The following is a 15,180-nucleotide window of genomic DNA, read 5'->3' as shown; positions in this document are numbered from 1 at the left end:
AAAGAGCTTATATCCATAAGAAAACTACCCAGAATCTGAGGTGGCCTTTATCCCGATTAATCTAAGAGCCTGTCTTCATAAGCACGCCTTAATAATCTCTAAACCTTCCTTTAGTATCTCGTCTGATACCGTTAACGGCACCATAATACGTACCGAGTTACCATAGCGGCCACAGGATGCCAATAACAGACCTTTTTCAAAAGCCGCTGCTCTTAAGTCTACAGTTGCAGCAGGGTCAGGGTTACCAGTGTCATCGACTAAATCAAAGGCCAACATTGCCCCTTTATGGCGTATGTTTGCGATATTTGGATGGCTCAAATCTTCTAAAAATCTAGCAATCTTATCGCCGATAACCTGACTGCGCTCAAGTAAGTTTTCCTCTTCAATCACTTCCATAACTGCCAGTGCTGCGACACAGCCAAGGGGATTCCCCGAGTATGTGCCACCCAGACCACCTAGTTGTGGCGCATCCATAATATCAGCGCGTCCGATAACTGCTGAGAGGGGATAACCCCCTGCTAAACTTTTGGCACTGGTCATTAAATCTGGCTCTACACCCAATTGCTCAGTCGCAAACAAGGTACCCGTACGTCCAAAGCAAGATTGTACTTCGTCAAAAATAAGCACAATGCCATGTTCATCACATATCTGACGTAGCGCTTTCGCAAAAGACGGAGTCACTTGATGGAAGCCACCCTCGCCTTGTACTGGCTCGATAATCATCGCTGCGACATCGCTAGGGTGAATGGATGCTTGGAATATCATATCAATACTATTTAGCGCCTGCTCTTCAATCACACCAAGTTCAGGTGCGGGGAAAAGCGCATGATAAATAGACGCTGGCATCGGACCAAAATTGTTTTTGTAGGGTACTACTTTACCTGTGAGCCCCAGACACATAGCGGTACGACCATGCCAACCGCCAACAAATGAGATAACCCCATAACGACCCGTACTCGCCTTGGCAATTTTTAAAGTATTTTCAACCGCTTCAGCACCTGTGGTAAAAAATACTGCTTTTTTGTCGCCGCTGATGGGTGCTTTTTCGCACAGCTTTTCTGCCAAGGTCACATAGCTTTCATAGTTCATAATCTGAGCAGCGGTATGGGTAAACTTATCAAGCTGTTCACGCACACGCTGAGTAATTTTTGGATGATTATGACCGGTATTCAATACAGATATTCCACCAATAAAATCGATATAACGGTTGCCTTCAATATCCCAAACCTCTGTATTTTTTGCTTTATCTGCAAACACTGGAAAAGCCACACCAAGCCCTTTTGGCAATACAGCTTGGCGACGGGCTAATAGTGATTGATTGGTTGTCGCGGTTGCTAGATTATTATTCGTCACATTATTCATCATATTATTCGTCATATCATTCATAGTTACTTTCCTTGTATTAGATGGTTTGTCTAGGGCGTGTCCTCATTTTGAAAATGGAGATAAAAATTAGATAAATCGCAGTCAGACAAGGAAAATAATAGGTAAATATCGAGATATTTACCCGTTATTTGACGTGGTATGACAAGATTTAGCTATTTTTAGCCCATTTAAATGCAATTGTACGAATTGAGGATACGCCCTAGCGTTTGCTGAATAAAATTACCTGTAACGCTTACTTTCTATCACATTTAAATTCACTGAATTTAAAGTTATCGGCTATCAAAATTGGCCTTCAAAACAGCTATAAGAAAAAATCTAAATTAGATATTGGGCAACCCAGCATGAATCGTACAAGGTATACTTTAAGCGAGACAAACCAGAGTACAAATTGAGTAAGGTTACCCCTCATATCAAGCTGTCATATCAATCCGTCACATCAAGCCACTTTAGAATGTTTTACTAAGTTTTGGGCAAGCATTAGCCCAGCTCTTGACACCAGTATTTAACAATCAGGTACTCTTCAATACCGTATTTCGAGCCTTCTCTACCAAAGCCAGACTGCTTAACCCCACCAAACGGAGCGACTTCGGTGGATAAAATGCCTGTGTTTTGACCGACCATACCGTATTCTAAGCCCTCGGTAACACGCCATGATCGGGCTAAATCTGTACTATAAAAATAGGCAGCCAAGCCATAGATAGTATCGTTGGCTTGTTTAATAACCTCAGCTTCATCATCAAATGTAAAGATAGAGGTAATGGGGCCAAAAATTTCTTCATGTGCAATATCCATATCTGCACTAATGTCCGTGATAACGGTTGGATTAAAGGTAAGTTTTGCAGCCTCGTTTTCACTACCGCCTGCTAGTAAGGTTGCCCCTTTATCTAGAGCATCTTGCAGCAAAGCTTTTACTTTATCTAAGGCATCTTGGTTAATAAGTGGACCAATATCCACGCCCTCGGTAAGACCATTACCTACTTTTAATTCAGCCACTTTTTTGAGGTATATGTCTAAAAACTTATCTTTAATTGACTGTTGAACGTACACACGGTTGGCACAGACACAGGTTTGTCCTGCATTACGATATTTGGCCGCAATCAAACCCGCTGCTGCCTGCTCTAAATTAGCATCCTCAAATACAATGAACGGGGCGTTGCCGCCAAGCTCAAGCGATAACTTCTTAATCGTATCAGCACATTGCGCCATTAAGTTGCGACCTACCTCGGTAGACCCTGTGAAAGAGAGCTTATGAATACGTTTATCGCCTGTCAGTACATCACCGGCGACAGATGATTTACCCGTCACTATCTGTAAAACGCCCTGAGGGATACCCGCTTGCATAGCAAGCTCGCCTAAAGCTAATGCTGATAAAGGCGTTTGCGAGGCAGGTTTAACCACCATAGTACAGCCCGCAGCTAAGGCAGGCGCAGCCTTACGAGTAATCATAGCAGAGGGGAAATTCCAAGGTGTAATAGCGGCACATACACCCACAGGTTGTTTAAGCACGGTGATACGTTGGCTGGTTTTGTTAGCAGGAATAGTATCGCCATAAACACGCTTGCCCTCTTCGGCAAACCAACGAATAAAGCTATTCGCGTACGTAATTTCTCCACGAGATTCTTTTAACGGTTTACCCATCTCAGCCGTCATTAGAACGGCTAAATCCTCATGGTTTTCATCAATGAGATCCGCCCATTTATTCAACAATTTTGCCCGCTCGCTAGGTGTTTTCGAGGCCCATTCGGCTTGTACACTATCTGCAGCAGCAACCGCCTGCTCAACTTGCGCTTGGCTTAAGCTAGGTACCTTACCAATAACTGAACCATCAAATGGGTTGGTTACCTCAATAGTGCTTCCATCTTCAGCATCAATCCAGCCATTGCCTGAACTATTGCCAACCAAGCATTGAGACTTAATCAATGAAGGATTCTTTAGTGAGAACATTACGACACTCCTTGGGCGCTAAAATTGCATTTGATTAAAAACATTAAATTCAATATACTGAATCGTTGTTTTTTATATAAGACAACCCATTATAAAGTGCCTTTTCGAGTAATTGCAATAAAAACGATAAAGATCGATTTTAAAATATAAAAGTCATTAATTCATACAAAGATCTATAGGAATAGCCATTTGAAACCATCTCAGCACAAGCCTCAGGAAAAAGCCAATTACCAAAGACCTGCTGTTAGCGTACCGGCTATTGACAAAATGTGCCTCATTTTAGATTTAATCACGGTAAGCCCTTTTCCGCTGACTTCAGCGGAGATTGCAACGCAGCTGTCATTACCAAGAAGTAGCACTCACACTATTTTGCAAAGTTTATTATCCAAAAACTTGGTTTTTAAAGACCGTGACAATCGGTTTCACTTAGGATCATATCTGCTTTACTGGGCAGGAAAATACGAGCAACAGCACACCGTGATTCAACTATTCCATGAGCTAATCAACCACTACCCAACCTTACTCAAACATACGGTTACCCTATCAAAGATGGATGGTCATGAAGTCGTGTTTCTAGCCTGCCACGAATCTCCTGCCCCACTCGGTTTTACCTTCCATGCTGGGGTGCGTGTGCCCGCTGTGTTTGCGGCTACTGGTAAAGCCATGCTGGCAACCTATAGTGACGAGATGTTAATGCAGATGTATCAGTATTCGATGCCCGATCCGATGACCAGCTATGGCGTCACCACTTTAGGAGAGTTGCAGAATGAGCTCAGCCAAGTCAGAAAAACTGGGGTTTCATTGGATAACGGGCAGTTACGCGAAGGTATGTATTGTTTGGGCACTTGCATTCGTGACGCAACTGGTACTGCCATAGCGGGCATGGCAGTGAGCTTTTTGCAAAGAGAGTACCAGCAAAATAAACAGGAGGTGAGTGAGGCCTTACTGGCACTTTCAGCAGACATAACCGAACGATTGAGCTCAGCCAACGCGGCTTAATCAGTTTTTAATGATTAAAACTTTAGGTTTCTTGTCTTAGTTAATTTATGTTGTTAAACGCTTCATCCTCATAACTTAAAAAAAAGCCTTACTCGGTAGGAGTAAGGCTTTAGCATTGCTATTTATAATTGCTATTGGTCTCATTAATATCCTGCGTGCGCCGTTGCATTACTAATCGCACTAATATAGTCAGCGAACTACTAAACGGTTACGGCGTTAACCTCGTTAAGCCTACTCCAGTAGTACTTGCACTCGGTTGCCTTGTAACCATTTTAGACTTCTTTGACTATAGTATCAATAGCACTAATAGCATCAATGACGGCATCGGTATCATTGGCATCAACATCAACTACACTATGTCATGAGACTGCAATTTTTCAATTTCATGAGCCGTTAGCCCTAAGCTTTTAAGGACTGCTTCGGTATCAGCACCAAATCTAGGTGGTGGTGTATCGTAGCGCACGGGCGTGCCAGATAACTTAATAGGATTGCCAAGCACATGAACAGGACTATCTGCAAAGCTTATGACCATATCACGCGCCGCCACTTGCGGCATGGCCAAGGCTTCTGTCACATTATGGATTGGCCCACAAGGTACATGTGTCGCTTGCAGAGTAGCTAACCATGCATCACGATTTTTTTGTTTAAATGCAGTGGTTAAAATGTCTGTCAGCTCATCACGATTTGCTACTCGGCTTGGATTGGTAGCAAAACGCGCATCTCCATGTATCTCTAATTCTAATGCCTCACAAATCTTAGCAAACTGGCTGTCATTACCACATGCTAAAATAAAATGATTGCCATCAGCCGCTTCAAAAACTTGGTACGGGCAAATATTGGGGTGAGCGTTACCCAATCGGGGTGGCGTATCGCCAGTTGCTAAATGGTTCATACCAATATTTGCCAACATGGCAATAGCACTATCAAGAAGTGCCACATCAACCTGCTGACCTAAGCCTGTTTGTTGCCTCGCCAATAGGGCCGCTTGTATACCAATCGTCAGCTGCAAGCCTGCAAACAAATCCACCACAGCAACGCCAACTTTATGTGGCTCGCCGTCACTTGGGCCAGTAATGCTCATCAATCCTGATAAACCCTGAATAATATAATCATATCCTGGCTTATGGGCATCAGGGCCTGTTTGCCCAAACCCTGTTAGTGATGCGTAAATAAGCGTTGGGTTTAACGTTTTTAACGACGCATAGTCTAAACCGTATTTTTTAAGTCCACCCACTTTAAAATTTTCCACCAACACATCACTATCCATAACTAGCTTTTTAATTAGCTCCTGCCCTTCTGACTGAGTAATATCCACAGTGATGGATTTTTTATTGCGATTAACCGTCGCAAAATAGGCAGAGGTTAAATCATCGCCATCAACAAAGCTCGGCGGTGTCCAATGCCGTGTTTCATCGCCAATTTTTGGTCTTTCCACTTTGATAACTTCTGCGCCCAGATCTGCCAATATTTGTGTACAAGACGGGCCTGCCAACACGCGAGATAAATCCAGCACTTTAATACCGTGTAAGGCTTGGGTTTGAGCGGCTTGCTTGGTTATTGTTTTATTATTTATGGCTTGGGTGTTTATTGCTTGAGTGTGCATATTATCTCCACAAAAATCCATTTTCACACTTATTACAAAACATGCCCTAAAGCGCTTTAATCACTTTAGGGCATGCTGTGAAAGAAACTTTGATTGTGAAAACTATAATTAATACCATTTTCAACAAATACAGTAGTGAGTTCAAGGTATAGACTAGCGAGGTAAACGATTAAAAGCACGACATTGGGTCGTCTAAACGAGGTTAACACCTCAGCAGCTTATAGGTTCACTGACTACCGACTGTATTAAGATTAAGCAAACGCTTGAATACCCGTCTGTGCACGACCTAAAATAAGGGCATGAACATCATGAGTACCTTCGTAAGTATTAACCGCCTCTAGATTCATAACATGACGAATAACGTGATACTCATCACTGATACCATTGCCTCCATACATATCACGGGCAACACGAGCAATATTCAATGCTTTACCACAGTTATTCCGTTTAATCAGTGAAATCATCTCTGGGGCTGCATTATGCTCATCCATTAACCGGCCAACCCGTAGTGCGGCTTGCAAGCCTAAGGCAATTTCAGTCTGCATATCAGCAAGCTTTAACTGTACCAGCTGGGTTGCTGCTAAAGGACGATTGAACTGTTTGCGGTCCAGTGTATATTGACGTGCTGCTTGCCAGCAAAATTCTGCCGCACCCATAGAGCCCCAAGCAATGCCGTAACGCGCTTTATTTAAACAGCCAAACGGACCTTTTAAACCGCGTATATTCGGAAAGGCATTTTCTTCTGGTACAAACACATTATCCATCACAATCTCGCCTGTAATTGAGGCTCGCAGTGAAAACTTACCTTCAATTTTAGGTGCCGATAATCCTTCCATGCCTTTCTCTAAAATGAATCCACGAATCTCATCATTGTCATCTTTTGCCCATACTACAAACACATCAGCAATCGGACTATTAGTAATCCACATTTTGCTACCTTTAAGCTGATAGCCGCCGTCTACAGATTTAGCACGGGTTTTCATCGACCCAGGATCAGAGCCAGCATCCGGTTCTGTTAAACCAAAGCAGCCAACATAGTCGCCAGTGGCAAGCTTAGGCAAATATTTCTCTTTCTGCGCATCGGTACCATAAGCCCAAATTGGATGCATTACCAGACTTGATTGCACACTCATAGCAGAGCGATACCCAGAATCGACCGCTTCAACTTCTTTGGCGATTAACCCATATGCCACGCTCGACAACCCGGCACATCCATAACCGTCGATAGTCACACCAAGTAAGCCAAGCTCACCCATTTTACGCATGATGTTACGATCAAAGTTTTCATGACGGTTGGCTTCCTTAATACCAGGCATTAATTCGCTTTGGCAAAAGTCACGCGCCGAACGCAGAACCATTAACTCCTCTTCCGTTAACTGGTCACGTAGCAAAAAAGGGTCCGACCATTCAAATGATGGCTGTGAATATGTTGGCGTATCAGACATGACTAACTCCTTGTTAATGTCATCAATAATTGAGGCTTTACTACTCATTTGTTGCTATTAAAGGCTATGAAAAATTAGCAGTAACAGCTAATGAGAAAAGTCATATTAAAAGCGCTATTCAAACGTCGCTCCTTTTAAACAGCCCTAGTTTTAAGCATTACGACGTTCAGCAGGTGCGGCGATACGAGTATGGACACTTTGAAAACTAATCGGTAAAAAATATTAGACAAACAAGTTCCACTATGCGAAACTAAGTTCCATTAATTGATAATTATTAAAGCAGATGTCATCACTGATGTAAAGTCATTGAGTTAAATCAGTGCATTCATTTAAATTAGTGCTATAACCATGCTTTAGCTATTGATGATTGGCTTAAGCATGAGCGCTATAACGTAGCCATACCAACCGACAGCCTAAGACAGGGTTATCAATATGAATACAATCAACACATCTAAGCAACCGCCTCACATAGATCCGCACCCCGAATTAACGGACTCAATCAAAGCCTCCCTGTCACAAGCAAAACATAATGATGATAGAGCCTTCATTCACGCACTCGGACGCGGTATGTTGTTGCTTAGTACCTTTGAACATGCAAGCGAGCTGACTCACCAGCAACTATGTGAACTAACACAGTTACCCAAAGCGACGGTCAGCCGACTGATTCATACCTTACACACACTTGGTTTTATGCGCCGAAAAGAGAATGACAGCTACTGCTTAGGAAAAAACCTACTGAAGCTCAGTGCTAGCTCTTGGCACAGACATGACCTAGCAAACGAAGCGCTGCCCCTGCTTAAAGATTTTGCTATGGAAAATAAGGTGTCTGTGAATATTGCCACTGAGATTGAAGGCGAGATGCATTATTTGGCTTGCTATCGTAGTCCGGCTCGGCTTGCGGTTAATCTTGCTGCTGGCTCTAGCGTGCCCATTGATAAGACGGCAATTGGTCGGGCTTATTTTGCGATGCTTAGCCCATCTATGCAGCAACAGGTTATTAACAGCTTGCCAGATTTAGATAGTGAAGAAGATAAACAGCACATTAGTGAAAAACTAAAAACTCAGGCGCAGTTTTTTTATAAACATGGGTACTGCCTATCAGATGGAGAATATTCTCCCGACATACTGGCGGTTGCCGTTCCTTTATACGACAGTACAAAAAGACAGTATACCCATGCCCTAAACGCCAGTGTACCCAAGTCAAACTGGGCTACCCATGATTATGTGAATACTATTGTCCCTAAGCTTAAACTGCTTGCCTCACAAATAGAGGGCGAATAACGGCGACTTTATTTTTTCAGAGTGTTACTAATTAGTTTAGTTTGAGCAACCAGCGCTATGAGCCCATTAATCTACTTATATAATGTAGTCTACATTAATCTACTTATTCACATTTTTCAATATTCTCATACTTAAATAATTAACCACATAATATCAACCACACAATATTAAAAAGAGTAATTATGGAATTTTTAGGGTTTACTTTAGACATCGCGAGCTTAAGCGAAAATGCATTAGGTTTGGTTATCAAAGTAGCAGTAGCAATACTGATATTTATTGTGGGCCGCTGGCTGGCTAAAAGAGTGGTACATCTTGCCACTCGGATGATGAAACGCAGCCATCTAGATGATACGGTATCTGGATTTTTAAGTCGGTTGTTATATGGCGTATTACTAGTTATTGTTATTTTAGCCGCGCTGAACAAAGTCGGTGTGCAAACGAACTCAGTTGTGGCTATTCTAGGTGGTGCCGCTCTAGCTATTGGTCTATCATTAAAAGACCAACTGTCTAACTTTGCAGCAGGCATCATAATTGTTCTATTTCGTCCTTTTGTCAGCGGCGACTTTGTACAAATTAGTGATTACACCGGTACGGTCACAAAAATTACCTTAGTCAACACCCATCTCACTACTATTAATAATCATGATGTCATTATTCCTAATAACGACATCAGCACATCTGCGATTATCAATTATACTGCTCTGCCCAATCGACGTGTGGATATCACAGTCGGCATTGGCTACGGTGCAGATATCAAGACAGCAAAGGACATCATGCTAAAGCTCGCAAAAGATAACCCACTTACTCTTCAAGATCCTGAACCTATCGTACGAGTGACCAATCTTGGTGATAACGCTGTCGATTTAACCTTGAATGTATGGACAACGAATTCAGACTGGTGGGCATTAAACTGCGATCTACTTGAGCAGTTTAAAATAGCGCTGGATGATCATCATATCGAAATACCATTTCCGCAACGCAGCGTACATATTGAAGGTTTAGAAAAACTGGTGGCTAATGCCAAACAGTCCTAAACTACGGAATAACTTGTGAGTAAAAGGATTTTATTTACAACTGCTTTTAACATGACGACAGCAATTATACAGGGCGGCGATACCAACATTTCAGCGTAACAGCCTAGTGAATTTAAGGGGGAGACAGTATTGCAAAAAATTGCTTGATACTCTTAATGCTTGATACCCTCAAATAACATAAGTTATGTTATATTTAAACTGCCTATATTAAACTGCCTATAAATAACACACGACTCGTTAAGGATGACGAATGACACACTCAAATACCACCCCTTACCCAGAAGACCCTTTTGTCCTAAGAGACAACAGCAACGCCATAAATGGTGTTGTTACCCTCACACTAAACCGTCCAAAACAATTTAATGCACTATCTTCTGATATGTTATCGGCTATACAAAAAGAGCTTGAAGGCATTGCAGAAGATAAAAATATCAGCGTTGTGGTTATTGGTGCAAATGGCAAAGCATTTTGCGCTGGTCATAACCTTAAAGAAATGCGAGCGAATGCTGATAAAGCGTTTTATCAGTCCTTATTTAAACAATGTAGCGATATGATGATGCTTATTAACCATATGCCGCAAGTGGTCATTGCAAAAGTTCAAGGTATTGCAACTGCGGCAGGGTGCCAATTAGTTGCTGCCTGTGACTTAGCGGTTGCTGCGGATAGTGCAAAATTTGCAACTTCTGGCATCAATGTCGGTTTATTCTGTTCTACGCCTGCCGTCGAAGTTAGCCGCAACTTATTACCCAAAAAGGCATTTGAAATGCTCATTACTGGTAAATTTATTGATGCGCATACGGCGTTGCAACAAGGCCTTATTAACCGCATTGCACCCCCTGATCAATTAGAGGACGTGCTCCTGTCTTTAATCAACGCCATTACCTCCAAATCTCCCGTAGCAGTAAGTACCGGCAAAAGCATGTTTTATAAGCAATTAACTATGGGTGTGGAAGACGCTTATCACTATGCCAGTGAGGTAATGGTCGGTAATATGATGACAGATGATGTTGCCGAAGGGATTGATGCTTTTATTGAGAAACGACATGCAGTATGGAAAGGTCGCTAATCTCATTAAACCAAGATATTACAATACGGGCATTAAAAACATTGAAAAATAGGCATTGAAAAAAGCGCAGTGCCAATCAAAGGGTAGTTAAGCCGTTCAAACCTGTATTCACAATCTGAAACAAGATTGTTTTGACTAAAATAACGTAATATGAGGCGATATTTAGCGCCCATAGTCATTCTATTTAGCCTGGTTTTTACCGACGCAGCGTGAATATTGTAGGTAGAAAGACTCCATGACCGCTTGCGAATACAGGTACTTAGCATTGACCTTAGCTTTTCTTATATTTCATTATCATACTGAATGACATCGCCATTTTCTTTAGTGAAACACTTCACTGGATTATCTAATACCTCAAATATCCTTTCTAAAGGGCGACATAACACAGCTCCTTTATTGGAAATAACAATAGGACGGTTGATTAAAATAGGATGCTCAATCATCGCATCAATCAACTGATTAGCAGAGATATCAGTAACTTCTAACCCTAGCTCTTTATATACTGGCTCTTTGCTTCGCACCAGCTCTCTTGGCGACATCTTTATTTGTGATAGCAGCTCGACTAAATACTCACGTGATGGCGGCTCTTTCAAGTAGTCAATAATGGTTGGCTGCTCGCCCGAGGCTTTAAGAATAGCCAAAGCATTTCGTGAGGTACTACATTTTGGATTATGAAAAATAGTGGTGGTCATAGTTTAAAAACCCTTATTGAATGATTGGTATATTGATACTTTCAGGGCAAAGCCTTTTTAAAGCTGCTTTAAAGCTGCTTTAAAGCTAGGGATTATTAGACTTTAATATTTGATGACTTAAGTGTAATTTTAATACTCGCTGGATTTTAGACATAAAAAGTCCGGCGAGTGCTACTATATCTTGCCAGAAAACAAGCAATTTCTCACGACAAATATTGTCGCATGAGTGCGTTACTATATTAAATTTGAGCAAAATTGAATTTGAGCAAATCAAGGTATAAGTGGCAGTGAGTAAAGTATTACTGCGGATAGTTAATACTGCATTGATACAGATAACACGCATGACGTCGAAAACAATCAGTTTATTGCGCATACTCTTCCCAGCGATAGCTCTGAACACAACAGTCTCTATCACTGATAGCATCAAACTCTTAACACGTCCTAACGTTAAATGATATTTGATATTAAGGTATAAAGTATTATAATTAATAACAATTATCATTTACAGTTTTCTAGTTTATAAACTATTAGATTCTAGGACACTCAGTATGACAAATGCTTATGTTAAAGACTCTATAAATTCGCATCAGCAATCTAATAACCCTTACACTCCTCTTATACAAGCTGATAAAGAATTATTAATTGCTCATATCAACGAAGAGCACTTAGATGAACTGCAGAATTTTTTACGTGTTTTTAAACAGGTGTCAGAGGATCATTTAATCAATTCTGAGATTAGGCTTACCGAAATTTTTGTTGAAGGCCTGCTTATAGAGTTGAATTCAAAGCTAAAAGAGACGGATGAAGAACCTCTCTCAAGTAAAAACGAGGCTTTAGCCAATAATGCTTACTATATTGCTTTTCAAGAGTCAGTTAATGGTTTAGAGGACTTGCAAATGCAATATGTATTATTAAAGCAGCAAGCCGATAAAAAAATGGGCAAAAAAACCATAAAGATTACTGAGCAAAACTTTATGGTTAAAGACAGCTATAAAGTCAGTAAAAACATGCAGCGTCTCATCCTGACCCCTCTATCTAACGATCAAGAAACTGGTAATAATGTACCTAACGTGTTAGATCATGAAGCAGGCTATGCTTATTTATTTGATTTAACAACGCCAAACCAATCAGATACACCTGCCCGTGAGCACTGCTATTACACTTTACGTAAAGCATGGAAAGTTGAAGATAATTCAAACCAGAATGACGACGCTATCAAAGCTTGGGTGGATGTATTTATTCATGGAGACACCTCTGGTGGCAATTGGGCTACTGCACTGCGCTCTGGGGATACGATTAAGACTAAACGTGAGTTCCCAGAGAAAATTGAGCATCTACAAGCAGGGCAAGCGCTATTGATTGCTGATGAAACTTCGATGCCAACGGTTGCACGTTTGCTTGAAACGTGGCAAAACCCAATATCACCATTAATTATTTGTATCACTCAAGATGAGGCAGATCAGGCTTACTTTGATGATGTGGCATTCAGCTCTGCTATTGGAGGTTCGCTTACTATATTGCCACTTATCATAGGTAATGCCCATGCAGGTAAAGATTTGGCAGATTTGATAGATACTTATATAGGCGACTATCTTGCTTCTAATCCCTTAACGATAGACAAAGTATGGGGAGCGCTAGAAGCCAGTACCGTAAAAGCGCTAAGGCCGTTATTAAGAGAGAGATTTGGATTAGAGCGTTCTGATGTTGTGATTAAGGTGTATTGGCGTCAAGATTGAGCGTTAATAAAACACTTTACCCTATCTTATTTTTACTATATAAAATAAAAAACGCATAAAATAAAAAATCCTCAACAAGGTACTTAAACCCTGTTGAGGACTAAAGATAATATTGAAAGCTATTTCATTAAACAGCTAACTATCAATTCGCTGTCACTTTAGAAGGCTGAATATCAAACTTAAACGTCCACTTTGAAGGCGCTGGAGAGTTACCTTCAGATTAGTATCGTCTAGACCATGTACACGTATCCGCTGATTTAATGCTGACGTTCCGCCCACTGTCACGCCTAGCATCACATTTCAGAAATTATTCAAATGTGAAGCTTGCTGCGCAGGGGTGTAGTCTTGTGTATAAACAGAATTATATTGAGCTATATCGCATACTGAGCTATTGGCCATCACGGTAATGGTTGGAGCCTCAGTGAGCGCACTTGCAGGATGGGTAGATATAGTCAGCGAATCGAAAAAGGGTTACACTAAAGTCTATGGCATACTCCAAAGATTACAGACAAATGATACTAGACAACCTAGAAGCAGGCTACAGCTACCGAGAGCTTGTTGAAGAATATCAGATCAGTGCCACTACTATTCAACGCTGGAGGAAAAACCCTGAACCAAAGAAATACCAACGAGCACCAGCGAAAATAGACAACGAGGCACTTATCGCTGACGTTAAAGCACATCCTGATGACTACCATTATGAGCGAGCAAGACGCTTTAATTGTAGCGACAGAGGTATAGCAACTGCCTTAAAGCGTTTAGGTATCACTCAAAAAAAAGACACTACACCATCCGAAGGCTGACGAGGCAAGAAGACAGATATTTCTTGAACAATTGTGGCAATTTGAAAGTGACGGTAGACCTATTATCTATTTAGACGAAAGTGGGTTTAAGGCTCATGACAACAGACCTCATGGCTACTCGTACAAAGGTCAACCATGCTTAGGTGAGTACAATTGGCAACTAAAGAATCAGACGAATGCTATTGGAGCTATCTACAACAACGTACTGTTCAGTGTCGGACTTTACGACAGTAGTATTAATAGTGATGTGTTTCATAGTTGGGTAATGCAGTTATTACTGCCTCAATTGCCTAATGAAAGTGTTATTGTAATGGACAATGCAACCTTTCATAAAAGACAAGATATACAAGAGCTAATCGAAAATGCAGGACATACCATTTTATGGTTACCACCATATAGTCCAGACCTAAACCCTATTGAACAGGTCTGGGCTTGGGTCAAACGTAAACGCAAAGATTGGAGGATAGACTGCATCGATACTTTATTCTTTTATTTCCTTTGGCTCTGTGACTATTTTTAACTTCGCTGACTATAGTGCAAAAGAAACTGCCACAGTTAAAGTTGATAACTAAAATCGATATGACTTCGAGGCAACACTTACTCTCTATAAAATCAATAAACAACCACACAATAAACAGTATGCTAGACAAGGGAGAGATACGCCATAGATAGGTTCATAAAGCTAAATCAACTTTAAGTAATATGAAACTAGTGTTTCTAAAACACTTAAGGCACTTAGCCAGACCATTTAATACCTATCTAAATATCGCCCCATTTACTCACTTACAAAAGCAATTTTACTCAGGTTAGCACCACTAGCTACTGCAAGTATCTGAGCGACCGTTTCATAGCGCGCATCTTTATCTGCACGCAAACGAATGGTTGGCTCCTCTTCGAGCTGGGATTGGGCTTGCATACGTGTTTCAAGCTGTTCTAAAGTTATAGGCTGATCGTCCCAAAATATGCCAGCGTCCTCATCTACGCTTATTTGAATCACTTTGGTAGGTTGCTGCTGCACAGTAGCACTTGTTTTTGGTAAATCTAACGGTACTGAAGGATTCAATACCGTAGCAGTTACCATAAATATGATCATCAGTACCAACATAATATCAATCAGTGGGATGAGATTCATCTCACTCATTCCTTGCATATCATCCTCGCCTAATTGAAAGGCCATTTCATACTCCTATC

At 41.2% G+C, this 15,180-nt stretch carries 13 protein-coding genes; 7 read left to right on the top strand and 6 right to left on the bottom strand.

What is annotated here, in order from left to right; all coding sequences use genetic code 11:
* Nucleotides 1-75: 75 nt before the first annotated feature.
* Both gabT and AC2SLN_RS12775 read right to left on the bottom strand, forming a co-directional pair.
* Nucleotides 76-1,362 (bottom strand): 4-aminobutyrate--2-oxoglutarate transaminase, encoded by a 1,287-nt coding sequence (gabT, locus tag AC2SLN_RS12780; RefSeq protein WP_486549100.1) that lies wholly within the window; start codon nucleotides 1,360-1,362, stop codon nucleotides 76-78.
* Between the two features lie 501 nt (nucleotides 1,363-1,863).
* Nucleotides 1,864-3,330: an NAD-dependent succinate-semialdehyde dehydrogenase gene (locus AC2SLN_RS12775; RefSeq protein WP_486549086.1), complete on the bottom strand. Its 1,467-nt coding sequence runs from the start codon at nucleotides 3,328-3,330 to the stop codon at nucleotides 1,864-1,866.
* 189 nt (nucleotides 3,331-3,519) lie between these two features.
* Between AC2SLN_RS12775 and AC2SLN_RS12770 the strand changes: the two genes are divergently transcribed.
* A complete protein-coding gene (locus AC2SLN_RS12770) occupies nucleotides 3,520-4,329 on the top strand; it encodes an IclR family transcriptional regulator (RefSeq protein ID WP_486549087.1) in 810 nt (269 codons plus the stop codon).
* Nucleotides 4,330-4,678: 349 nt separating this feature from the next.
* On the opposite strand, the gene AC2SLN_RS12765 is transcribed toward AC2SLN_RS12770, so the two are convergent.
* Nucleotides 4,679-5,932: a CaiB/BaiF CoA transferase family protein gene (locus AC2SLN_RS12765; RefSeq protein ID WP_486549088.1), complete on the bottom strand. Its 1,254-nt coding sequence runs from the start codon at nucleotides 5,930-5,932 to the stop codon at nucleotides 4,679-4,681.
* 251 nt (nucleotides 5,933-6,183) lie between these two features.
* Nucleotides 6,184-7,377, bottom strand: coding sequence for an acyl-CoA dehydrogenase (locus tag AC2SLN_RS12760; RefSeq protein WP_486549089.1), 1,194 nt, complete (start codon nucleotides 7,375-7,377; stop codon nucleotides 6,184-6,186).
* Nucleotides 7,378-7,809: 432 nt separating this feature from the next.
* On the opposite strand from AC2SLN_RS12760, the gene AC2SLN_RS12755 reads away from it, so the two are divergent.
* The 3 genes from AC2SLN_RS12755 to AC2SLN_RS12745 all read left to right on the top strand — a co-directional run bounded on the left by AC2SLN_RS12755 (nucleotide 7,810) and on the right by AC2SLN_RS12745 (nucleotide 10,758).
* Nucleotides 7,810-8,658, top strand: coding sequence for an IclR family transcriptional regulator (locus tag AC2SLN_RS12755; protein ID WP_486549090.1), 849 nt, complete (start codon nucleotides 7,810-7,812; stop codon nucleotides 8,656-8,658).
* Nucleotides 8,659-8,840: 182 nt separating this feature from the next.
* Complete coding sequence (locus AC2SLN_RS12750; RefSeq protein ID WP_486549091.1) at nucleotides 8,841-9,692, top strand: mechanosensitive ion channel family protein; 852 nt, start codon at nucleotides 8,841-8,843, stop codon at nucleotides 9,690-9,692.
* 250 nt (nucleotides 9,693-9,942) lie between these two features.
* Entirely contained in the window at nucleotides 9,943-10,758 is an 816-nt protein-coding gene (locus tag AC2SLN_RS12745; RefSeq protein ID WP_486549092.1) for an enoyl-CoA hydratase, read from the top strand.
* 281 nt (nucleotides 10,759-11,039) lie between these two features.
* Here AC2SLN_RS12745 and arsC read toward each other — a convergent pair whose 3' ends face one another.
* Nucleotides 11,040-11,450, bottom strand: coding sequence for an arsenate reductase (glutaredoxin) (gene arsC, locus AC2SLN_RS12740; RefSeq protein ID WP_486549093.1), 411 nt, complete (start codon nucleotides 11,448-11,450; stop codon nucleotides 11,040-11,042).
* Nucleotides 11,451-11,998: 548 nt separating this feature from the next.
* Between arsC and AC2SLN_RS12735 the strand changes: the two genes are divergently transcribed.
* The 3 genes from AC2SLN_RS12735 to AC2SLN_RS12725 all read left to right on the top strand — a co-directional run bounded on the left by AC2SLN_RS12735 (nucleotide 11,999) and on the right by AC2SLN_RS12725 (nucleotide 14,509).
* Complete coding sequence (locus AC2SLN_RS12735) at nucleotides 11,999-13,186, top strand: siderophore-interacting protein (RefSeq protein WP_486549094.1); 1,188 nt, start codon at nucleotides 11,999-12,001, stop codon at nucleotides 13,184-13,186.
* 485 nt (nucleotides 13,187-13,671) lie between these two features.
* A complete protein-coding gene (locus AC2SLN_RS12730) occupies nucleotides 13,672-13,989 on the top strand; it encodes an IS630 transposase-related protein (RefSeq protein WP_486548337.1) in 318 nt (105 codons plus the stop codon).
* Nucleotides 13,990-14,005: 16 nt separating this feature from the next.
* Nucleotides 14,006-14,509, top strand: a complete 504-nt coding sequence (locus AC2SLN_RS12725; protein ID WP_486548567.1) for an IS630 family transposase — start codon at nucleotides 14,006-14,008, stop codon at nucleotides 14,507-14,509.
* 255 nt (nucleotides 14,510-14,764) lie between these two features.
* On the opposite strand, the gene AC2SLN_RS12720 is transcribed toward AC2SLN_RS12725, so the two are convergent.
* Nucleotides 14,765-15,166, bottom strand: coding sequence for an ExbD/TolR family protein (locus AC2SLN_RS12720; RefSeq protein ID WP_486549692.1), 402 nt, complete (start codon nucleotides 15,164-15,166; stop codon nucleotides 14,765-14,767).
* Nucleotides 15,167-15,180: the final 14 nt, after the last annotated feature.

This window comes from Psychrobacter sp. CX90, assembly GCF_057396305.2.
Note: the sequence above shows the minus strand (reverse complement) of the source record. Positions and strands in the feature narration are given on the sequence as shown.